Genomic DNA, 21,912 nt, shown 5'->3' with positions numbered 1-21,912 from the left:
CACCCCCATGAGCCAATCCTCGCAACCTTCCTTACGCTCCGTGGAAGTCGCCCACTTCGACGCCCTGCTCGAACACCTCACCACCGAGCTGGCCAGCACCGCGCACGTCTTTGACGAAAGCGGCGCCTTCCCCCATGCCAACTTCCAATTGCTGCACCAGCATGGCCTGGTCGCCCTCACCGTGCCCAAGGCCCTGGGCGGCGGCGGTGCCAGCCTGCCCCAGGCGCGCAAGGCCATCAGTGCGATTGCCAAGGGCGAACCGTCCACCGCGCTGATCCTGGTGATGCAGTACCTGCAACACACACGCCTGCAAGACAGCAAGACCTGGCCCGCCCACCTGCGCACCCAAGTGGCCGAAGACGCCGTGCGCAACGGCGCACTGATCAACGCCCTGCGCGTCGAACCCGACCTTGGCACCCCGGCCCGTGGCGGCCTGCCGGCGACCACTGCGGTGCGCACCGCCGAGGGTTGGCGCATCAGCGGCCGCAAGATCTACTCCACCGGCAGCCATGGCCTGAGCTGGTTCAGCGTGTGGGGCCGCAGTGACGATGCCGACCCACTGGTAGGCGCCTGGCTGGTGCCCAAAAACAGTCCCGGCGTGACCATCATCGACACCTGGGACCACCTGGGCATGCGCGCCACCTGTAGCCATGAAGTGGTGCTCGACAACGTGCTGGTGCCGCTGGACCACGCCGTCAGCGTCAGCCCCTGGAGCGCGCCGTCGCCGGAGCTGGATGGCGAAGGTTTCCTGTGGATGTCGGTGTTGTTGTCCTCGGTATACGACGCCGTAGCCCAGGCTGCGCGGGACTGGCTGGTGAACTGGCTGGAAGAACGCGCGCCGTCCAACCTCGGTGCTGCCCTGTCGACCTTACCGCGCTTCCAGGAAACCGTCGGCCATATCGACACCCTGCTGTTCGCCAACCGCAGCCTGCTCGACGCAGCCGCCGAAGGCCACACCCCCGCCGCCCATGCGGCGCAGTTGAAGTACCTGGTGACCAACAATGCGATCCGCGCCGTGGAGCTGGCCATCGAAGCCTCGGGCAACCCTGGCCTGTCGCGCCATAGCCCGTTGCAACGGCATTACCGCGACGTGCTGTGCAGCCGCGTACATACCCCGCAGAACGACGCCGTATTGCAAGGCGTCGGCAAGGCCGTCTTCGCCCAACGCCAGAAGGAACGCACATGAGTCAGGTGATTATTGCCAGCCAACTGGATGAAGATTTCAATGAAGTGATTCGCGACCGCCTGGCAAAGATCCATCCCGAGGCCCAGGTGATCGGCGTGCCCGTTGGCGTACCGAGCGACCTGCCGCCCCAGGCGAATATCCTGCTGCTGCGCCCGATAAATGTGCGCGGCTACACCGCGCCGGACACCCCGCCACCGGGTTGGCCGTACGGCGCGCAATGGGTGCACCTGGTGTCGTCGGGCATCGATTTCTACCCGCAATGGCTGTTCAACGGCCCGCCGGTGACCACCTCCCGTGGCAGTGCCGCTGACAACCTGGCCGAGTTTGCCTTGGCCGCGATCTTTGCCGCCTCCAAGCATTTGCCGGACATCTGGGTAAAGGATTCGCAGTGGAATTTCACCGCGTTGCGTCCACTGAAGGGCACCACCCTGGGCATCCTGGGGTTTGGTGCGATAGGCGAACGCCTCGCGCAAAAAGCCCTGGCCCTGGGGATCAAGGTCGTAGCGCTGCGCCAAAGCCTGGCGCCGTTCAGCGCGGGCGTAGAAGCTGCCAACGACATCCACGACCTATTCGCCCGCGCCGATCACCTGGTGGTGGCGGCACCGCTGACCGAGTCCACGCGGCAGCTCATCAACCGTGACGTGTTGGGCAGCGCCAAGCCGGGGTTGCACCTGATCAATATCGCACGCGGTGGGTTGCTGGATCAGGAGGCCCTGCTGGAAGCACTGGACAATGGGCAGATCGGGCTGGCATCGCTGGATGTGACCGAGCCGGAGCCGCTGCCGGATGGGCATCGGTTGTACAGCCACCCGCGTGTGCGGTTGTCACCGCATACCTCGGCCATTTCGACCAACAGCAAAGAGGAGATTGCCGAGACGTTCTTGGCGAATCTGGAGCGGTATGTGGCCAATGTTGAGCTCTACAACCGCGCCAATTGATCGCCTTCTACTTGATGCGGTAGTGGAAGGTATTGCGCACTGCCGGCACCGGCACGGGCTTTCCATCGACGATCCTCGGCTGGTAGCGAAAGGTATTCGCCGCCGCCAGTGAGGGCCGCATGAACAGCGGATGGCAGCCGTCCAGCACCTTGGGGTTTTCGACACGCCCTTGGGTGTTGACGGTGTACTCCACCGAACAATCGCCTTCGATGTTTTTGTCCAGGGCACGCTCCGGATAGTCCGGCGCCTCTTTGCTCAAGGGTTGGTACTGGCGGCTGTCGAAGGCCGGCGCGGCGGCCGGTGCTGCGGGGCGCACGTGTTCCGCAGCGAGGCGCTCCTGGGCCAGGCGCTGCTGTTCCAGCTCGCGATTGCGCTGTTCAGTGGCCAGGCGCTCCTGTTGCTGTTCCAGCTTCTTTTCCTCGACCCGCTTGCGCGCCAACGCGGCTTTTTCCAGCTTTTGTGCCTGGATCTGTGGATCGATCACCGGTTTCGCCGGCACGGGAACGACCACAGGCTCCGGCGCAGGCGCTGCGACGGCCACAGGCTCAGGCACGGGAGCTGGCGTCGGCGCTGGCGGCATCATCACCAACTGGGTATGCATCACCCTCGGCGTTTCCATCGGCGGTCTATCTGTCGACCCGCCCAGCATCAGCGCCGCCAGGACGCCCACATGCAGCGCCACCGCGAGGCTGGCCGCCACGCTGTTTCTCCAGAACCCGGAAGGCTCCCCAGGTGCTACCGCCAGCATCGGACTGTGCATGATCATCGCCGTCATTGCGGGGCCTCGGTCACCAACCCCAGATGGCTGACACCGCCCTTCTGCAACACCGCCATGGCCGCCACGACCCGGCCGTAGCCCGCGTTGTCGTCGGCGCGGATATACACCTGGGTGTCGCTGCGCGCCGCCACCACCTGCATGACCTTGGCGCCCATTTCGTCGAGGGTCACGGCGCTGTCGGTCTGGTGGGTGGTGTCGAGTTCGCCGCCCAGGTTCCAGTAGTAGCCGCCGTCGGCCTTTACCGACAGCGTGAGGATCTGTTGGCGGGTGTCGGTGGCCAGGGCCTCGGCGGCGACCTTGGGCAGCTCGATTTTTACGCCTTGGGTCAGCATCGGCGCGGTGACCATGAAGATCACCAGCAGCACCAGCATCACGTCGATGTAAGGCACCACGTTCATCTCAGCCTTGGGCCCGTGCTTGCGTTGCGGCCTGGTCAACATCGGTTTGCTCCTTGCTCAGGCGGCCACGGCCAGGTTGATCGGCGTACCGCGCAAGGTGCGGTGCAGGCGCACTTGCAGCTCGTTGCCGAAGGCGTAGTAGCGGGTCAGCAGAGTCTGGCCACGTGCGGCGAAACGGTTGTAGGCAATCACCGCCGGGATGGCCGCAAACAAGCCAATGGCGGTGGCGATCAGTGCTTCAGCGATGCCCGGCGCCACGGTGGACAGCGTGGCCTGCTGCACTTGGGACAAGCCGATAAAGGAATTCATGATGCCCCACACGGTGCCGAACAGGCCGATGTAGGGGCTGACTGAACCCACGGTCGCCAGAAATTGCAGGCCCTTTTCCAGCTCGATTTCCTGCTCGGTGATCGCCACCTGCAACGCGCGCTCGACCCCTTCCAGCACGGCCGGATCGTGGCCGTGCAGGTGCTGGTACTCCTGCACCCCCGCGATAAAGATCGGCGCAATGCCGCCCTCGCCCGCCTGCACGGTTTCGCGGTACAGCGGCTGCAAGTCCGCGGCGCTACGAAAGCGCAGTACAAAACCCTTCAACTGGCGCTCCAGGCGGCGCAACACACTGGCGCGCTGGATGATCAGGTACCAGCTGAGCAAGGAGGCCAGCAGCAACGTCACCATCACCGCCTTGACCAACAGGCTGGCTTCACTGATCAAACCCCAGATCGTCATATGTTCCATCGTCGCGTGCATGGTTAAGCTCCTATTCGATTAAAAAGTGATGACCGGGTGATGACGCCTACGGCAATTTAAGTGCGCGGGTCACCTCAGCCCAAGGCACGAACTTGAAGTTCTGGGTCTGCTCGGGCATGCGTTTGCGGCCGTCCTGCACCACCAGCAGGCCCTTGCTCCAGGGTCCGCCGAGGTTGATGGCGGTGACTTCCAGACCATCGGTTTCCGAAGCACCATCAATCCCCGCTGCCGCATTCAGGCCGACACGGAAGGCGCCGTGGGTGGCGAACGGTGGCTCGGCATCCAACACCAGGTAGCTGTCATTGCCTTGGCTGGAGATCACCAGGTAGTCGCGTTCATGGCTCTGGTAGAGCGCCAGGCCCTCGACATCCGCATGCAACTGCGGGCCGACCTTGATCACGCTGGTGAGCGTGGCCGGTTGGTCAGCACGGGCATCCACCGCCCAGACGCCGACGTCTTCTTCACCAATGAACAGGCGCTGGCGCTGGTCATCGGCCACACAGCCCTCGGGTTGGCTGTCGACTTTGAACTGGCGCACCAGCTCGCCCTGCACTCGGCCGTCCGGCGCACTCAGGCGGTATTGCAGAAAGGTGCCGTCCTTGCCATTGGCGATCGCGTAGATCTCACCGCTGGCAGGCTGGAACAGGCAGATGCCGTAGATTTCCTTGAGCGGCGTCGGCACTTCACCGGCTTCGCGCAGTTCGCCGCTCTGGCGGTCGATGCTGAACAGGCTCAGGCTGTTATGATCGCGATTGCTCGCCACGGCCAGGTCAACTGTTTGCGCGCCGAGCTTGAAATTGGGGCGCACATCGACGTTATTCAGGCGGCCGACCGCCAGTTCCTGCAGCAGCTTGCCGTCGAGGTCATAGGCCAGCAGGCCCTGCTTTTTGTTGGTGCCGAGCACGCGGCTTTTGGCCGGTTGTTCGGGGTGAATCCAGATCGCCGGGTCATCCGCCGCATCCCCCTGGCGACCGACCGGGTCGGTCTGGCGCAGGGCAGCGACTTCCGGCATTACCGGCTCGGCGGCCACAGGCGTTGCCTTCCAGTCGAGTTTGCCCTGGTAGAGCCTGCCGGTGTCGTCATCCCGCACCAGCACGTGCTGGCCGTTGACGCTCAGTTGCTCCGGCTCTTTCAAGCCTGGCAGCGTCAGGCTGCCCTGTTCGACCCAGCGCTCGCCGGTTTGCTGGAACAGATGCAGTTGGGCCGTCTTAGGATCCAGCGTCACCACCCCGCCCGGCACCAGCGCCATGGCGCCGGCCTCGCGTTTGGGGTTGTCGAACAGTGCCACCGGCGTGCGTTTCACCTCCGCCTCCGGGTGCGCCGGGTAGGCCCACCAGCCGACGTTTTCTTCATTGACCAGCAACTGCTGGGTCGCATCATCCACCTGGCAGAACTGTGCCGACGGCGGCAATGGCAAACCGCGCACGCGCTGAGGCTCGCCTAACAACGTCGAACCGTTGCCTACCAGCCATTGCTCGCCCTTGCCCTCTTCCCCCACCAGGAATACAAACAGGTTGGCGGCTGCGTCGCGGAACAGGCACAGGCCATTGACCGGGTAGTCGCGGGTGGGCAGGTACAGCGGTTTGCCAAAGGTCTTGCTCGCGGCATCAAGGCTCACCAACAGCGCCTGCTGGCGGTCGTTGTCGAGGCTGGCCACCAGCACCTGGGCACCGGCGCCGCGGGTGTCGAGGCTGCTGAAATTGCCTTTGAAGCGGGCCAGTTCAGCACCTTGATGGTCGAGCAGTTGCAGGCCGTCGCGGGTGCTGGTGGCCACGCGTTCAGTGCGACCCGGCAGAAAAGCCACCGCCTGCGCATTCAGGCTCGGCGCCCAAGGAGTCAGCGCCAGGTCAGCGGCCATGACCGGCGAGCAAGCGGCCAACGCGATCAGCAGGTACAGCTTGGAAATTCTCATGAACAATCAAAATCCTTGGGTCAATCAGAAATGGGTGAAGGTCAGGCCCAGCTTGTAGGTCGGGCCATACTCTTCGTACTGGCCGTTGTAGCTGCGGTGGCCGGTGTAGACGAAGTAGGACTCATCGGTAAGGTTCTGGGCCTCGAAGCTGACTTGCAGGTTCTTGGTCAGCGAATAGCGCGCGCTGAAATCGACGAAGGTCTGGGCGTCGACATGCAGGTCGTGGGCCTTGTCGTTGATCGAGGCCAGCTCAAAGAGGTAGGCCGATTTGTAGTTGGCCGAGAGACGCAGGCTGAGCTTGTCGTTTTCCCAACCCAGCATCAGGTTACCGACGGTGTCCGATTGGTTGGGCAGGCTGATATTGCGCTTGCGATTCGTGCCGCTGGCGCTGTCGAAGCCTTCGATGTCAGCACTGGAGCGGCTGAACGTGGTGTTGGCACCGACCAGCAGGCCGTTCCACGGTGCCGGCAGCCAATCGAATTTCTGTGAGTAGGCCAGTTCCAGGCCGTAGAGCTTGGCGCTGTCGCCGTTAGCGTAGGTATGCGCCTCGGAAAAGTTGGTCCAGGCCCCGGTGCCGGCCAGGTCGGTGTTGTAGACGAAGTTCTTGATGTCCTTGTAGAACACGAATGCCGATACGGTGCCGGCGCGGCCCATGAAATGTTCGATGCCCAGGTCCAGGTTGCTCGATTCCAGGGGCTTGAGGTCCGGGTTGCCAAAAGTGGCTTCGTCATCGTCGATCACGAACCCCGGCGCCAACTGGCCGAAGGTCGGGCGCACCACCGATTTGGTCCAGGCCGCACGCACCTGGGTGTTCTTGTCGATCTGGTAGCGCGCATGCAGGCCCGGCAGCCAGTGGTGATAGCGGCGCTTGGTCTCGGTAGGTGTGAACACACCATCGGTAGCGCCAGTCCCCTTGGCTTCGAACTCGGTGCCCTCGTAACGCAGGCCGGCGATGAAACGCCAGTCGTCGATATCAACGGTGTTCATCAGGTAGCCGGCGTTGATGTCTTCACGGATGGTGAAGTCGTTGACCCGGGACTCGGTCTCGTCATAGAAGTCCGCAGCGTTGAGGCTGCCGATCAGCTGCTTGATGCTGCTGGGGCTGATGCCCGGCCCGTAGTTGCCCAGGCGGTAGTCGACGTTGCCCTTCTGGAATTGGCTGAGGTTGAGCTGGTCGGCGGTAAAACCGAGCGTGTCGAAATCTTTGTAGACCCAGGCTTCCAGGTCGTTGTCCTTGTTGCGACGACTGACCTTGCCGCCGAACTTCACCTGGGAGGCATAGCCGCTCAGGTCGTAGTCGCGGGCCAGGTCCAGGCGCAGGTTTTTCTCGGTGTCTTTAGTGTTCTGTTTTTCCCAGTCGACCTTGTCGAGGGTGAAGTTGCGCGCGTCGTAGAAACCGCTGCCGATGATCGGGCGTGGCTTGTCCTTGTCGTAGAAGCCGCTATTGGCAAAGTCGCCGCCGTCGAAGGTGGCACCGGCGATGTGCGCCGGGCTGTCTTCGCTGGACTGGCTGTAGCCGGCCTGGCCGCTCAGGGTCCACAGGCCGAGCATGCGCTCGCCGCCGAATACGTAGGACTGGATCTCCTGGGTTTCTTCGCGGTTCTTCAGCTTGCGCTTGGCCTCGGCATCACCCAGCTCGCCGGGCGATTGGGGGTCGGCAAATTCGAGGCTGGTGGCGTTGCGGGTCTCGGTGTCTTTGTAGCGGCTGTAGAGGGTGCGCAGGTAGTAGCTGCTGAGGTCATCGGGCTTGTAGTCGAAGTTCAGGCCGCCACCGGCACGTTCGCGGCTGATGTCGTAGTCGCGCTGCTCGAATTCATTGAGCTTGGCACCATTGGTGAAATCCCAGGCGCCGCCGGTTTCGACGTTGTCCGAGCCAAAGTCACGCTTCTGCCAACTCAACGCGGCGGCCACGCCGAAGTTGTCGATGCCGTCGCCGAGGCTGAAACGGTTACTGGCGGCGCCGGAAAACTTGGGGCTGGTCTGGCTTGTGTTCTTGTCGTAGCTGGCCTCGGTGCTGCCGGTGTAGAACAGGCCCTTGTGGTCGAAGGCCGACAGGCTTTGCACATCAACGGTGCCGCCCAGGGAGTTGGCGTCCATGTCCGGGGTAAGGGTCTTGATCACCGACAGCGACTGCACCAACTCCGAGGGCAGCACATCGAGGGCCACCGCGCGGCGTGCGCTTTCCGGGGCGGGCACCAGGGTGCCGTTGATGGTCACGCTGTTGAGGTCCGGGCCGAGGCCGCGCACGCTGACAAAGCGCCCTTCGCCCTGGTCGCGCTCCACGCTGATACCCGGCAGGCGCTGCGCTGCTTCCGCGACGTTCTCATCCGGCAACTGGGCCACGCCGTCGGCATGCACCACGCTCTTGATGCTGTCGGCGCTGCGTTGCTCCTTGAGCGCCTGATCAATGGCTGCCGCCTGGCCGACCACTTCGACGTGCTCGGTGTTAGCCACTTCGGCCGCCGAAAGCCGCTCGCTGGCCATCGCCAGGGCCAAGGCAGTAAGCGTGAAGCCGACGAGCCCGGTGCGCTTGTACATGCAATCCTCCCCAAGAATCCATTGGCGCCAGGCAAGAGGCCCGGCAACTGGGAGGGCACGCTAGGGGTGGGGGATGACGGTTCTGTGACAGGGGGGCCTGTAAACCCCGTAAACGGGGGTTTTGAGCGGTTTTAAGCGAACAAATGAGCTGAATTGACCTCGATCAAAATGTGGGAGCGGGCTTGCTCGCGAATGCGATATTGCAGCTAGCACATGTGTGGCTGATCCACCGTATTCGCGAGCAAGCCCGCTCCCACATTTGTTTTGTGTTTGGCAGGAGATTGTGTGTATGCCATGAGCTGATTCGACCCCTCCCCACCGTCACGCAACCGTCACATCCATCTGCTGTGCTGGCGCCCATCGCTTTTTTGCCCAAGGACTCGCGGCCATGTTTTCCGTGCTCAAACTCCACCGCTGGAAACTCTCTCTGCTGCTGGTCGCCGCCAACCTCGGGCTGATCCTGCACTTGGCCTGTGGCGAGCTTAAGAGCTTCAGCGAATGGGTGTGGCTGGATATCTTCGGCGAAGGCGGCTCTGCGCTGTTGGCGTTGGTGTGGCTAGGCCTGGTGCTGAAAAGCCGCCCCGCCGGGCGCGTCACCAACTACCTGGCGCTGGGCCTGTCGTGCATATTTTTCTCCTGGTGGATCGACAGCCTCGATGAGTTCATCCGCCTGCCCGACAGCATCACCTGGGATCACTGGCTGGAGTCCGGGCCGATGCCGGTGGGCATGATCCTGCTGACCATCGGCATCTACCACTGGCACCGCGAACAACTGGCGATCAGCGCGCAGATGGAAAAACGCGAGCGGTGGTTCCGCGAACATCGGCTGTTCGACAAACTCACGCCGCTGGCCGGCGCCGACTACCTCAAGCGCCAGTTGGCCGACAGCCTGCACGACAGCCACGCGCAGCAACAGCCGCTGTCGTTGCTGGCCCTGGACCTGGACAACTTCGCCGCCATCAACCAGGCCTACGGGCATGCCGAAGGCGATGCGGTGTTGCAGGCGCTCAGCCATTTGCTGCTGCTCAACCTGCGCCGCCAGGACCTGCTGTGCCGCCTGGCCGGTGACCGGTTTGTGGTGCTGTTGCCCAACACCGGCGAGCGCCAGGCCAAGGAGCTGGCGCTGGAGTTGCAGCAGGCCGTGCGCGGCCTGGCCCACAAGACCCGGCTGCACGGTGAGCGCCTGCAACTGGCGGCGACCACCGCCGTGGTCATGGCGCTGGACGAGCCGCCCCACGACTTGCTCAAGCGCCTCAACCTGGCCCTGGCCAGGGCCAAGCAACCCCTGGCGAAAAGTGCCTGAGATGGCCGTCAAGACCAGTTGGTATGAAGCGGACAGTCGCTTCATCCCCGGGCACTACCAACCCGCCACGCTGATCGACCTGGCCCTGTCCCGGGACATCGACAGCCACCGCCTGCTGCGCGGCACCGGCTTGTTCCACGAAGACATCCTGGCCGGCACGGCGCGGCTGAGTCCGCAGCAGTTCCTCAGTTTGATCGGCAACAGCCGCAAACTGCTCGACGCCGACGACAGCAGCTTCCTGTTTGGCCAACGCCTGTTGCCCGGCTATTACGGCGCCGCCAGTCACGCGTTGGGCCATGCACAGAACCTGCACCAGGCACTCGACATCCTGATCCAGCAACAGGTGCTGCTCAGCCCGTTGGTGACGCTGCAACTGGAACTGGATGAGCACCACGCCTACCTGTACTGGCTGGACAGTTGCGGTGCCGGTGAACACTGGCGCTTCTTGCTGGAAGCCAGCATGACCTCACTGGTTGCCATGAGCCAATGGCTCAGTGGCGAGCGCCTGCCATGGACGGCCAGCTTCAGCCATGCTGAGCCGCGCTATGTCGAGCAATACTGGGTGAACTTGGGGGAAGACACGCGTTTCGAGCGACCACTGGACATGCTGAGCATCCCCCGCCAATACCTCACCCGCGCCTGGCCGGGCGCCTCGGCCACCGCCGGCCAGGTGGCGCGCCAACAAGCGCGCGAGCAGATCGAACAGCTGGGTTTCACCGGCAGTTTTCTGGATTGTCTCTACGACTACCTGCGAGAGCAGGTGCGCCAGCCGCCGAGCCTGGAACACGCCGCGCACGCTTTCGCCATGAGCCCGGCGACCCTCAAGCGCAAGCTGCACAAGCACGACACCGGTTTTCAGCAGCAGGTCGACCGTGTGCGCAAACAAGTGGCGCTGCACCTGTATCAGGTCAAGGGCTACAGCAATGACGAAGTGGCGGCGTACCTTAACTTCAACGACGCGGCGAACTTTCGCCGCTCATTCAAGCGCTGGACCGGCAGCACGCCCAACCTGATCCGCCAGCTGTTCAACAGCCGCTAGCCAGGCGTTCACGCAGGAACTCCACCAGCGCCTGCACCGGCCGCGAGCTTTGCCGGTGTTGCGGGTACACCGCCGACAAGGTCAGTGCTTCGGGGGCGAACTCGTCGAGGACGGTGACCAGGCGGCCATCCTTCAAGGCATCGCCGACGATAAAGGTCGGCAGGTAGGTCACACCCAAGCCAGCGATGGCGGTGTCGCGCAGCAAGTCGCCGTTGTTCACGCGCATACGCCCGCTCACATTCAGCGCCTGCACCTTACCCTTGAAACGCCATTGCACCTGGCGGCCATGGCCGTAGGGCAGGCAGTCGTGGTCGGCAAGGTCTTCCGGTTTTTGCGGCGTACCGCGCAGGGCCAGGTAGTCGGGGCTGGCACAGTACACCCGTGGGATGCTGGCGATACGCCGGGCAATCAAGGTGGAATCTTCCAGGGTGCCGATGCGCAGCACCAGGTCGTAGCCTTCGCCGATCAGGTCCACGGGGCGGTCGCTCAAGTCGACCTCCACCGACACCTGGGGATGGCGCTGCAGAAACAGCGGCAACAGGCAGCCCAGGTGGGCCATGGCAAACGACAACGGCGCGCTGAGGCGGAGGGTGCCACGGGGCTCGCTGTTCTGCCCGGCGATGCCCTGCTCCACTTGCTCGACTTCACCGAGCAGGCGCAAGGCGGACTCGTAGTAACTCTGGCCGAGTGGGGTGACATCCAGGCGGCGTGTGGAGCGGTTGAGCAGACGCACGCCGAGGCGGTCTTCCAGCTGGATCAGGCGGCGGCTGACGAACTGCTTGGACAGGCCCAGTTGCTCGGCGGCAGCGGTGAAACTGCCGGACTCCATGACCTGGCAGAACAGGCGCATGTCTTCGAAGGGGTTCATTGTCGCTTCTCGGTGGACGATGGGCTGTTTTATAACCGGTTAGTCGCAACACCACAAAGCAAAATGTGGGAGCTGGCTTGCCTGCGATAGCGGTGTACCAGCCAACATTTCTGTCGACTGACACACCGCCATCGCGGGCAAGCCCGGCTCCCACAGGGTTTTGCGGTGTTTTTCGGGTGGGTTACTTGGTAAACGCCGAGTAGCTGTTCATCAGGTTGCGGTAGTTGGGAATGCGCGGCGACAGCAGGTTGGCCAGGCCTTCCATGTCGTTGCGCCAGTCGCGCTGCAATTCGCAGGCAACCGCGAACCAGTTCACCAGTTGTGCCCCAGCGGCGGTCATGCGTGCCCAGGCCGCCTGTTGCACGGTTTCGTTGAAGGTGCCCGACGCATCGGTGACCACGAACACTTCAAAGCCTTCCTCCAGGGCGCACAAGGTCGGGAACGCGACGCACACGTCCGTCACCACACCGGCGATGATGATCTGCTTGCGGCCGGTGGCCTTGACGGCCTTGACGAAATCTTCGTTGTCCCAGGCGTTGATCTGGCCAGGGCGGGCGATGTACGGCGCGTCCGGGAACAGCTCTTTGAGCTCGGGCACCAGTGGGCCGTTGGGACCGCTTTCGAAGCTGGTGGTGAGGATGGTCGGCAGGTTGAAGAACTTCGCCACATCGGCGAGGGCCAGGACGTTGTTCTTGAATTCGTTGGGTGAGAAATCCTGTACCAGGGAGATCAGGCCAGTCTGGTGGTCGACCAACAGTACAACAGCGTCATCTTTGTTCAAACGAGGGCTAGCCATGGTTCAACTCCTTACGGGGGATGGGAAATCAGAAAGCAAAGCACGAACAGCCAAACGCACCCCAGAATCCCTGGAAGTCGCTGACCGGCACGCTGGAGAGCCGCGCTTTTTCGTGGCCGTGGGCATGCACGCCGCACGGGCCGCTGCATTGGTGAACTTGAGCCTGCAACGGCGAACTCGGGCGCCAGTGACCCGGCACCTTGACCACCGGCGACCAGTCCGGCAGCACCGGCACGCGGGGCGGTGCGAAATCTTCGAAGTCACCGGCGCCGTAGACCACCTTGCCGCCGACTACGGTGAGTACCGATTCGATCCACTTGATGGCTTCTTCATCGACACTGAAGAAGTCCGCTGACAACGCGGCTACGTCCGCCAGTTGACCAACCTTGATCTGGCCCTTCTTGCCCTGCTCGGACGAGAACCAGGCGCTGCCATGGGTGAACAGTTCCAACGCAGTGAGGCGCGGCAGGCCTTCGGCGTGCAGCTCCAGGCCGCCAACGGTGCGACCGCTGACCATCCAGTACAGCGAAGTCCACGGGTTGTAGCTCGACACCCGCGTCGCATCGGTGCCCGCGCCGACCGGCACGCCTTCGGCAAGCATGCGCTTGATCGGCGGCGTGGCTTCGGCCGCCTTGGCGCCGTAACGCTCGACGAAGTACTCGCCCTGGAACGCCATGCGGTCCTGGATCGCAATGCCACCGCCGAGGGCACGCACCCGCTCGATATTTTTCGGTGTGATGGTTTCAGCGTGGTCGAAGAACCACGGCAAGCCATTGAACGGAATGTCGCGGTTGACCTTCTCGAACACGTCGAGCATACGCGAGATGGACTCGTCATAGGTCGCGTGCAAACGGAACGGCCAGCGCTGCTCCACCAGGTGGCGTACCACCGGTTCCAGTTCCTGCTCCATGGTCAACGGCAGGTCCGGACGCGGCTCCAGAAAGTCCTCGAAATCCGCCGCCGAGAACACCAGCATCTCGCCCGCGCCGTTGTGGCGCAGGTAGTCATCGCCCTGGTGCAGGGTGACACTGCCGGTCCAGTTCTTGAAGTCGCTGAGTTCTTCCTTGGGCTTCTGGGTGAACAGGTTGTAGGCGATGCGCACCGTCAACTGTTCGTCCTTGGCCAACTGCTCGATCACCGCGTAGTCATCGGGGTAGTTCTGGAAGCCACCGCCGGCATCGATGGCGCTGGTCAGGCCCAGGCGATTGAGTTCACGCATGAACTGGCGGGTCGAGTTGACCTGATACTCCAGGGGCAGTTTGGGGCCTTTGGCCAGGGTCGAATACAGGATCATCGCGTTGGGACGCGCCACCAGCATGCCGGTGGGATTGCCGTTGCTATCCCGCACGATCTCGCCGCCCGGCGGGTTCGGCGTGTCCTTGGTGTAGCCAGCCACACGCAGCGCGGCGCGGTTGAGCAAGGCACGGTCGTACAGGTGCAGCACGAACACCGGGGTGTCCGGTGCGGCCTGGTTGAGCTCTTCCAGGGTCGGCATACGCTTCTCGGCAAACTGGAATTCGTTCCAGCCACCCACCACGCGCACCCATTGCGGCGTCGGCGTGCGGTCCGCCTGGTCCTTGAGCATGCGCAAGGCATCGGCCAGTGAGGGCACGCCTTCCCAACGCAGTTCCAGGTTGTAGTTCAGACCGCCACGGATCAGGTGCAGGTGCGAGTCGTTGAGGCCGGGGATGACGGTGCGGCCCTTGAGGTCGATGACCTGGGTGCCACTGCCGCGCAGGGCCATGGCTTCACCGTCGGTGCCCACGGCGACGAAGCGCCCCTGGTGAATGGCGACGGCAGTAGCACGGGGGTTTTCACGGTCCACGGTGTGGAACTGGCCATTGAACAGAATTAGATCGGCGTTCATAGGGTTTCCTTTGCAGAGGCTTCAAGCCAGGGGGCGAACAGGCGGGTGGCGGCCGGCATCAACAGGTAAACCACCAGCAACACGATAGTCAGGGTGATCAGGAAGGTGGCGACCACGTAATGGGAGAGGAACGGGTGCAGGCGCAGTACCGGGCCCCAGATGATCGGCACCAGCAGGGTCAGCGGCAGGATCACGAACAGGGTGACCACGGCCTGCTTCCAGCGTGGCGGCTTGGCGGCGTTTTCGGTTATGGGGTTGAACCAGAATTCGTTGACCGCACCGATTTCGGTGTTGTCGCCGTCGGCGAGCATGGGGGTGGCTTCGGCGACCAGGGTTTTGCGTTCGGGGGAGTCGAGCCAGGTTTCGAGGTCTTCGGTGGAGCGGTAGCGTAATACGCAGGTGAACAGCGCAAGGTTGCCTTGCTTGCCGCGCACCACGTCGACACCGAGGTGGCCTGGGCGGTCGCCGGCGATGCGTACGATGCGGCGTAGCCAGGCTTCGTAGTCGGCTTCCCGGCCTGGTTTGATGAGGTGTTTGACCACCAGGGTGACGACTTCGTCGGGGGCTGGTTTTGTTGCTGGGTCCATGGGGTGTCCCTCTGCCTTGATGTTTCAGCGATGAGGGAGTTTGCGGGGGTTGGGGTGGGGAAAATTGGATGTACGTGCTGTTTGGGGTTGGGTTGGGTTGAGTACATATCCGTTATTTGGGTAACGGCTGGTATTGGTTCCGCCCTTACGGCGGGTCACTTTTGAAAAGAGCCCAAAAGTAACCAAAAGGCTCTTGCCCCAACACTCGGCACCTCGCTCACGCTCGGTGTGCCCGTAATCCGACAGTGATTTGGGGGGCCGCCGCCACGCGCCATCCATGGCGCGGGGCGGCTAAACCGGCATCCCTGCCGGTTTACCCCCCAAATCCCTGCCGAATTCCGGCCAGCGTGTTTGACGGGGCGCCTAAGATCAAAATCAAAAGCAAAGCCAGAGCCAGAGCCAGAGCCAGAGCAGATTGATGTGTACCTGAGATCTAAATTGTGGGAGCGGGCTTGCTCGCGAAAGCGGTGGATCAGTTAGAGATGCAATCGCTGACACGCCGCCTTCGCGAGCAAGCCCGCTCCCACATTTGAAACTGAGACCAGCTTCCAAAAAACGGTCGGCTACTAGGCCGCCGCGCTCTTGCTTGTGATCTGAGGCGCCCCGTCAAACACGCTGGCCGAACGCAGGCTTGAATCCGTGGGTAACCCGGCAGGACGCCGGGTTAGCCGCGCTGGGCCAAGGATGGCCCATCGCGGCGGCCCACGGATTCAAGCCGGAGTGAGGGCATGCCGAGCCTAGGCGAGGCACCGAGTGTTGGGGCGAAGACCTTTTGGTTACTTTTGGGGCGTTTGCCAAAAGTGACCCGCTGTAAGAGCGGAACCATAAGTAGCCGTTACCGAAGCAACGGATATGTACACAACACAACACACAACACCACACCATCCCCCATCACCCCGGCAACGGAATCACCCTCAACGCCCTAACCGACTTATAAGAAAAACTCGAATAAATCTCCTTGACGCAAGGCAACGTCTGCAACACCTCCCGCGCAAACCCCCCAAACGACTCCAGATCCTTCGCCACCACTTCCAACAAAAAATCATAGCGCCCGGACACGTTATGACACGCCACAATCTCCGGAATCTCCAACAACCGCTGCTCAAATGCCCGAGCGATTTCCTGGGTGTGACTCTCCATCATGATGCTGACAAACGCCGTCACCCCATACCCCAATGCCTTGGGTGAGAGAATCGCCTGATACCCACTGATCACCCCGCTCTCTTCCAGGTTGCGCACGCGCCGCCAGCACGGCGAGGTCGTCAAGGAAACGCGGTCAGCCAATTCAGCCACCGTGAGACGGGCATTGCCCTGCAACGCGTTTAAAAGTGCTTTATCGGTGCGATCCAGACTGACAGGCATAACGTGCCTCTATTCATTATTTTTATGAGGTTTTCATCCAAAAACACAGGAACCAGCAGCAAATATTGCAAAGTTCATCTCTGGTTATGAGCATAGCATTGTAGGAAATAAGGAGCGTCCGACATGAACAATAAACACAATGCATTCGGCTTTTCCACCCGCGCCATCCACCACGGCTATGACCCAAAAGACCACCACGGCGCACTCGTCCCGCCGATTTACCTGTCAGCCACCTTTGCGTTCCCAACCGCTGAATACGGCGCCGCCTGTTTTGCCGGCGAAGCGAGCGGCCACTTCTATACACGTATTTCCAACCCGACCCTGGCGCTGCTGGAATCACGCATGGCCACCTTGGAAAATGGTGAAGCAGCCGTGGCGTTCAGCTCAGGCATGGGTGCGATTGCCGCGACGTTCTGGACCCTGCTGCGCCCCGGTGATGAGGTGATCGTCAGCCAGACCCTGTACGGCTGCACCTTTGCCCTGCTGCACCATGGCATCGGTGAATTCGGTATCAAGGTGCGGCATGTCGACCTCACCGACCTCGAAGCCCTGCAAGCCGCTCTCAGCCCCGCCACCCGCATGATCTATTGTGAAACCCCGGCCAATCCCAACCTGCGACTGGTGGACATCGCCGCCGTAGCCGCCCTCGCCCACCAGCAGCCAAATGTCACCCTGGTCGTCGACAACACCTACTGCACACCCTACCTGCAACGCCCCCTCGACCTGGGCGCCGACGTCGTGGTGCATTCGGCCACCAAGTACCTCAGCGGCCACGGCGATATCACCGCGGGCATCGCCGTGAGCAGCCTGGCCCTGGCCCAACGCATTCGCCTGCAAGGCCTCAAGGACCTGACCGGCGCAGTGATGTCGCCACAGGACGCCTCGCTGTTGATGCGCGGCCTCAAGACCCTGGCGCTGCGCATGGATCGTCATTGCAGCAACGCCCAGGCGGTGGCCGAAGCCCTACAGGCGCACCCGGCCGTGCAGTGGGTGACATACCCAGGATTGCGTTCTTTCCCCCAGTACGAACTGGCGACACAGCAGATGAAACTGCCCGGCGGCATGATTGCCTTCGAACTCAAGGGCGGCATCGAAACCGGTCGGCGTTTCATGAATGCACTCAAGCTGTTCACCCGTGCGGTCAGCCTGGGTGACGCGGAGTCACTGGCCCAGCACCCGGCGAGCATGACCCATTCCACCTACACCCCGCAGGAGCGTGCGGCGCACGGGATCAGCGAAGGGCTGGTGCGCTTGTCGGTGGGGCTTGAGGACGTGGCCGATCTGCTGGCGGACGTGCAGCAGGCACTGGCCAAATGCACACGTACGGTGACGCGTGCTTCTAAGCCGGTAAGTGTTTAATCCGTTTTTTTAAGATTGGATCCCCTTCCCGTCGCCAGGCTGTACTAGCATAGGTTCCGGCGGGAAGGACTATCACGGTAGGTTATTCGCATTGGCTTGCATCTTAATCCCCGTCGCTATAAGGCCGAATACCTGCACGCCTCATGGACGAAATGATGAACTCACAGCTGTTCCCTCATATTGGCAAAGTCATCGCCAGCACCGGCAGCCGCCATTTCCCACGCATGCTGCATGACCTGATCCTCACCCAACTGGCAGTGGACGCCACCCATATCACGCAATTGCAGGTCAACGCCGACGGGCAAACCCGCCGCAAGATCAGCCCGGTCTACACCGATTCGGTGGAAGCGTTGGGCGACGAACAACCCGCCGCGCAATTGCACCTCACCCGCCGCAAGGATGACGTGCGCTACGTGTTGTCGGTGTATCGCTCGCACCAGTCCGAAAGCTTTTCGCCCCAGGAGCGCAGCATATTGCAGGACTTCTCCACCTTGTTGCTGCCCATGGTGGAAAAGCACATCGCCGCGATCCAACCGTGCCGCCAGGACAGCGACCCGGTAGCGCCGGAAAACCAGGGCCTCGAAGCCCTGCGCAGGCGCATTGAAGAACGCTTGGTGCAGTCTGGACTGACCTTGTCCAACCGTGAGCTTGAGGTGTGCGTGGGCCTGTTGGCCGGGCGCACGGCGCCGGAGCTGGCGGAGCAGTTGGCGTTGAAGGTCAACACCATCGAGAGCTACCTCAAGCGCGCGTCGATCAAGCTGGGGATCAGCGGGCGGCATTCGTTGTTGCGGTGGATGTATGCCACTGAGGACACCACAGCCCTTTAAGCCACCGCAGAAAGAATGTGGGAGCAGGCAAGTCAGCTCCCACATTTGATCTTCATCGTTTGTGAGGGATCAGTCCCTTGCTAACGCCTCGATCGGGTCCAGCCGCGCCGCATTCCTGGCCGGCACAAAGCCGAACACAATGCCGATCAACGTCGAACAGGCAAACGCCGTGATGATCGAGCCCAGGGAAAACACCATTTCCCATTCCTTCACAAACAACGAAAACAGAAAGCCCAAGGCGTAGGACAGCGAGATCCCGATCAGCCCGCCGATCAAACACACCATCACCGCCTCCACCAGGAACTGCTGGCGGATATCCGACTGCCGCGCCCCCACCGCCATGCGAATGCCGATCTCACGGGTACGCTCGGTGACGGACACCAGCATGATATTCATCACGCCAATGCCCCCCACCAGCAACGAAATCACCGCGATCAACGACAGCAGCAACGCCAGGGAGCGACTGGTTTTCTGCACGGTCTGCATGATGCTGTCGAGGTTGTTGGTAAAGAAGTCCTTGGTGCCGTGGCGTTGCAGCATGAGCTTGTTGACATTGTCTTCCACCACCTTGCTTGGCTGGCCGTCCTTGATACGCACCGTGATGCTGTCCAGATGGCGCTGCCCCAGCAAACGCCCCGCTGCTGTTTCATAGGGCACCCATACGTTCAACGCCTTGCTGGCGGCGAACATGTTCTTATTGTCAGCGGTGACCCCGATCACGGTACACGGCAGGTTTCCCACCAGGATCACCTGACCCAGCGGGTCAACGTTCGGGCCGAACAATCGGTGACGGGTGTTGTGGTCGATCACCACCACCTGGGCCTGGCGCCGTGCATCGCTTTCGCTGAAGGCGATACCGGCTTCGAGCTTGAGTCCCTTCACCTTGAAGTAGCGGTCACTCACCCCATTCACCTGCGCATCCAGGTCGATATTGCCAAAGCGCAGCAACAGGTTGCGGCCCACCACCGGCGTGGCGCTGTCGACGTAATACAGCTGGTTCAACGCGTCCACGTCCGAAGGCATCAAGGTCTCGATGGCCGAGGCGCGGCTGTCGCCAAAACTGGTGCCGGAAAAGATATCGATGGTGTTGCTGCCAATCGCCTGGATGTCCTTGAGCACATAACGCTTGGCGCCTTCGCCGATGGCCGAGATCGACACCACCGAAGTAATGCCGATGACGATACCGAGCATGGTCAACAAGGTGCGCATGCGGTGAGACACCAGCGCGACCCAGGCCATGTTGAAGGCTTCCTTGAACAACCCCAGGCTCGCCACCAAGCGCCGGGCGCCGCTGCGTTTTGGCTCGATGGGTGTTTCGCTGGGCAACTCCAGGCCAGCACGCTCATTGGCCTTGTCGCTGACAATCTCGCCATCGCTCACCTCGACGATACGCTGCGCATTCGCCGCAACCTTGGGGTCGTGGGTCACGATAATCACCGTGTGCCCCGCCGCGTGCAGCTCGGCGAGAATACGCATCACCTCTTTGCCACTGTGGGTGTCGAGGGCGCCGGTGGGCTCGTCGGCGAGGATCACTTCGCCGCCGTTCATCAAGGCGCGGGCGATACTCACCCGTTGCTGTTGGCCACCGGAGAGCTGGCTGGGACGATGGGTGGTGTGACCGGACAAGCCCAGCCGCGCGAGCAACTCCCGTGCACGACTGTGGCGCTGGGTTTCCGGAGTGCCGGCATAGATCGCCGGCATTTCCACGTTGTGCAAGGCACTCAGGTGCGCCAGCAAGTGGTAGCGCTGGAAGATAAAACCGAAGTAATCGCGGCGCAGTTCGGCCAACTGCTCATCCCCCAGGGAGCGGGTTTCGATGCCGTTGATCTTGTAGCTGCCGGCCGTGGCATAATCCAGGCCGCCGAGGATGTTCATCAGGGTCGATTTCCCTGAGCCTGAGGCGCCGATAATCGCGACCATTTCCCCGGCATGGATCGTCAGGTCGATGCCCTTGAGCGCGATGAATTCGCGCTCGCCGGCCATGAAGCTGCGGGTGATGCCCTTGAGTTCCAGCAGTGGCTGAGTCATCCGTCAGTTCCCCGCCACAGCCGGCGTGGCGTCGCCGATCACCACGTTGTCGCCTTCGGCCAGGCCTTCGAGGATCTGCACCTTCACATTGTTATTGATCCCGGTCTTCACCTCCCGCGACACTGCCTTGCCTTTCGCGTCCAGCACCCGCACCGAGTAACTGCCGTCGTTGTTGCGCGCCCCCAGCGCCGCCACCGGCACCATCAGCGCGGCCTCGGCAGTGTCGAGTACGATACGTACCTGGGCGGTCATGGCGATGCGCAGACGGTGGTCGGGGTTGGGTACGTCGAACAGTGCGTTGTAGAACACCGCCGTGTTCTGCTTCGGCGTGCCGGCGGTCTGGGTTTCCAGGAAGTTCTGCGGCGCCGGTTCCGTGCCGCGCAGCTTGGCGTAGTAGCGCTTGTCGGCCTCACCGAGGATGGTGAAGTACACCTGCTGGCCGGGGCTGATGTGAATCACATCCGCCTCGGAGACCTGGGCCTTGACGGTCATGGTGTCCAGGTCCGCCAGCTTGAGCAGTACCGGCGCCAGTTGGTTGGCGATCACGGTCTGGCCTTCCTGGGTGACGATGCCCACTACATCACCGTCGATGGGCGCGACGATGCGGGTGTAGGCCAGGTTGACTTTGGCGGTGTCGATCTGGATGTGGGCGCTTTTGATTTGCGCGTCCAGGGACAAGAGGTTGGCTTGTTGCACCTGGAAGGTGGATTCGGCGTCTTCGAAGTCCTGACGGGAGACCGATTCGTCAATCTGCAGACCTTTGTAGCGTTCGTACACGGACTTGGCCTGCTTGAGTTGGGCAGCGGTGGCGCGGCGTTGGGCCTGGAGGTTTTCTTCGTCGACCTGGGCTTTGCGCAGGGTGTTTTGCAGGATCAATGGGTCGATTTCGGCCAGCCACTGACCTTTTTTGACCTTGTCGCCGACTTTGACTTTGAGGGATTTCAGTTGGCCGGAGACTTGGGCGCCGACGTCGACCTGTTTGATGCCTTCGAGCAGGCCGGTGGCGAGGACGGCGTTTTCGATGTTGCCGCGTGAGGCGGTGGCGGTGAGGTATTGCGGTGCGTCGGCGGGAGCTTGGACCGTGTAGATGATTAGGCCTATGGCGACTGTGATTACCGTGAGCATTCCTAGTTTGCGTAGCTTTGACTTTTCCATGGGTGGCCTTTGGTCGTGTACATATCCGTTATTTAGGTAACGGGTGATATGGGTTCCGCCCTTACGGCGGGTCACTTTTGAAAAGAGCCCAAAAGTAACCAAAAGGCTCTTGCCCCAACACTCGGCACCTCGCCTAGGCTTGGTGTGCCCTCACTCCGGCTTGAATCCGTGGGCCGCCGCGATGGGCCATCCTTGGCCCAGCGCGGCTAACCCGGCGTCCT

Annotated in this window: 18 protein-coding genes; 6 read left to right on the top strand and 12 right to left on the bottom strand. The window is 62.2% G+C overall.

Annotated elements, in window-relative coordinates; all coding sequences use genetic code 11:
- Positions 1 to 7 precede the first annotated feature (7 nt).
- Both AYR47_RS19340 and AYR47_RS19335 read left to right on the top strand, forming a co-directional pair.
- Positions 8 to 1,186, top strand: a complete 1,179-nt coding sequence (locus tag AYR47_RS19340) for an acyl-CoA dehydrogenase family protein (RefSeq protein ID WP_061436369.1) — start codon at positions 8 to 10, stop codon at positions 1,184 to 1,186.
- Positions 1,183 to 2,124 carry a D-isomer specific 2-hydroxyacid dehydrogenase family protein gene (locus AYR47_RS19335; RefSeq protein ID WP_061436367.1) on the top strand — a complete coding sequence of 314 codons (942 nt, stop codon included), beginning with the start codon at positions 1,183 to 1,185 and terminating at the stop codon, positions 2,122 to 2,124. Before AYR47_RS19340 ends, AYR47_RS19335 begins: the two co-directional genes overlap by 4 nt.
- Before the next feature lie 7 nt (positions 2,125 to 2,131).
- Here the strand turns inward: AYR47_RS19335 and AYR47_RS19330 are convergent, their stop codons facing one another.
- The 5 genes from AYR47_RS19330 to AYR47_RS19310 are packed head-to-tail and all read right to left on the bottom strand — an operon-like array spanning position 2,132 to position 8,500.
- Positions 2,132 to 2,899, bottom strand: coding sequence for an energy transducer TonB (locus tag AYR47_RS19330; RefSeq protein ID WP_061436365.1), 768 nt, complete (start codon positions 2,897 to 2,899; stop codon positions 2,132 to 2,134).
- Positions 2,896 to 3,342 (bottom strand): protein TolR, encoded by a 447-nt coding sequence (tolR, locus tag AYR47_RS19325; RefSeq protein ID WP_033897159.1) that lies wholly within the window; start codon positions 3,340 to 3,342, stop codon positions 2,896 to 2,898. The genes AYR47_RS19330 and tolR overlap by 4 nt, the downstream gene beginning before the upstream one ends.
- 15 nt (positions 3,343 to 3,357) lie before the next feature.
- The gene (gene tolQ / locus AYR47_RS19320) at positions 3,358 to 4,050 is read right to left on the bottom strand and encodes a protein TolQ (RefSeq protein WP_061436364.1); all 693 of its coding nucleotides are present in this window, start codon (positions 4,048 to 4,050) and stop codon (positions 3,358 to 3,360) included.
- A gap of 46 nt (positions 4,051 to 4,096) precedes the next feature.
- Positions 4,097 to 5,962, bottom strand: a complete 1,866-nt coding sequence (locus AYR47_RS19315; protein ID WP_061436362.1) for a phytase — start codon at positions 5,960 to 5,962, stop codon at positions 4,097 to 4,099.
- Between the two features lie 24 nt (positions 5,963 to 5,986).
- Positions 5,987 to 8,500: a TonB-dependent receptor gene (locus AYR47_RS19310; RefSeq protein WP_061436361.1), complete on the bottom strand. Its 2,514-nt coding sequence runs from the start codon at positions 8,498 to 8,500 to the stop codon at positions 5,987 to 5,989.
- 388 nt (positions 8,501 to 8,888) lie between these two features.
- On the opposite strand from AYR47_RS19310, the gene AYR47_RS19305 reads away from it, so the two are divergent.
- Together AYR47_RS19305 and AYR47_RS19300 are read left to right on the top strand one after the other, a co-directional pair.
- Positions 8,889 to 9,803, top strand: coding sequence for a GGDEF domain-containing protein (locus tag AYR47_RS19305; protein ID WP_061436359.1), 915 nt, complete (start codon positions 8,889 to 8,891; stop codon positions 9,801 to 9,803).
- Between the two features lies 1 nt (position 9,804).
- On the top strand, positions 9,805 to 10,842 hold the full coding sequence (locus AYR47_RS19300; RefSeq protein WP_061436357.1) for an AraC family transcriptional regulator: 1,038 nt from the start codon (positions 9,805 to 9,807) through the stop codon (positions 10,840 to 10,842).
- Here the strand turns inward: AYR47_RS19300 and AYR47_RS19295 are convergent.
- The 5 genes from AYR47_RS19295 to AYR47_RS19275 form a co-directional block, all read right to left on the bottom strand.
- The gene (locus tag AYR47_RS19295) at positions 10,829 to 11,710 is read right to left on the bottom strand and encodes a LysR family transcriptional regulator (protein WP_033897153.1); all 882 of its coding nucleotides are present in this window, start codon (positions 11,708 to 11,710) and stop codon (positions 10,829 to 10,831) included. The genes AYR47_RS19300 and AYR47_RS19295 overlap by 14 nt on opposite strands.
- 181 nt (positions 11,711 to 11,891) lie before the next feature.
- Complete coding sequence (gene ycaC / locus AYR47_RS19290; RefSeq protein ID WP_016980087.1) at positions 11,892 to 12,506, bottom strand: isochorismate family cysteine hydrolase YcaC; 615 nt, start codon at positions 12,504 to 12,506, stop codon at positions 11,892 to 11,894.
- 28 nt (positions 12,507 to 12,534) lie between these two features.
- Positions 12,535 to 14,373, bottom strand: coding sequence for an amidohydrolase (locus AYR47_RS19285; RefSeq protein ID WP_033897152.1), 1,839 nt, complete (start codon positions 14,371 to 14,373; stop codon positions 12,535 to 12,537).
- Positions 14,370 to 14,960, bottom strand: a complete 591-nt coding sequence (locus AYR47_RS19280; RefSeq protein ID WP_033897151.1) for an antibiotic biosynthesis monooxygenase — start codon at positions 14,958 to 14,960, stop codon at positions 14,370 to 14,372. The genes AYR47_RS19285 and AYR47_RS19280 overlap by 4 nt, the downstream gene beginning before the upstream one ends.
- Before the next feature lie 891 nt (positions 14,961 to 15,851).
- Positions 15,852 to 16,322: an Lrp/AsnC family transcriptional regulator gene (locus tag AYR47_RS19275; RefSeq protein ID WP_061436356.1), complete on the bottom strand. Its 471-nt coding sequence runs from the start codon at positions 16,320 to 16,322 to the stop codon at positions 15,852 to 15,854.
- A 123-nt stretch (positions 16,323 to 16,445) separates the two neighbouring features.
- On the opposite strand from AYR47_RS19275, the gene AYR47_RS19270 reads away from it, so the two are divergent.
- Together AYR47_RS19270 and AYR47_RS19265 are read left to right on the top strand one after the other, a co-directional pair.
- Positions 16,446 to 17,681 (top strand): methionine gamma-lyase, encoded by a 1,236-nt coding sequence (locus tag AYR47_RS19270; RefSeq protein WP_033897441.1) that lies wholly within the window; start codon positions 16,446 to 16,448, stop codon positions 17,679 to 17,681.
- Positions 17,682 to 17,836: 155 nt separating this feature from the next.
- Positions 17,837 to 18,508 (top strand): response regulator transcription factor, encoded by a 672-nt coding sequence (locus AYR47_RS19265; RefSeq protein WP_082461441.1) that lies wholly within the window; start codon positions 17,837 to 17,839, stop codon positions 18,506 to 18,508.
- Between the two features lie 69 nt (positions 18,509 to 18,577).
- On the opposite strand, the gene AYR47_RS19260 is transcribed toward AYR47_RS19265, so the two are convergent.
- The gene (locus tag AYR47_RS19260) at positions 18,578 to 20,536 is read right to left on the bottom strand and encodes a MacB family efflux pump subunit (protein ID WP_033897439.1); all 1,959 of its coding nucleotides are present in this window, start codon (positions 20,534 to 20,536) and stop codon (positions 18,578 to 18,580) included.
- A gap of 3 nt (positions 20,537 to 20,539) precedes the next feature.
- Positions 20,540 to 21,691 carry a macrolide transporter subunit MacA gene (macA, locus tag AYR47_RS19255; RefSeq protein WP_061436354.1) on the bottom strand — a complete coding sequence of 384 codons (1,152 nt, stop codon included), beginning with the start codon at positions 21,689 to 21,691 and terminating at the stop codon, positions 20,540 to 20,542.
- Positions 21,692 to 21,912: the final 221 nt, after the last annotated feature.

The sequence above is a fragment of the Pseudomonas azotoformans genome, assembly GCF_001579805.1.
GTDB classification, from domain to species: domain Bacteria; phylum Pseudomonadota; class Gammaproteobacteria; order Pseudomonadales; family Pseudomonadaceae; genus Aquipseudomonas; species Aquipseudomonas azotoformans_A.
This window is presented reverse-complemented; position numbering and strand designations above follow the sequence as displayed.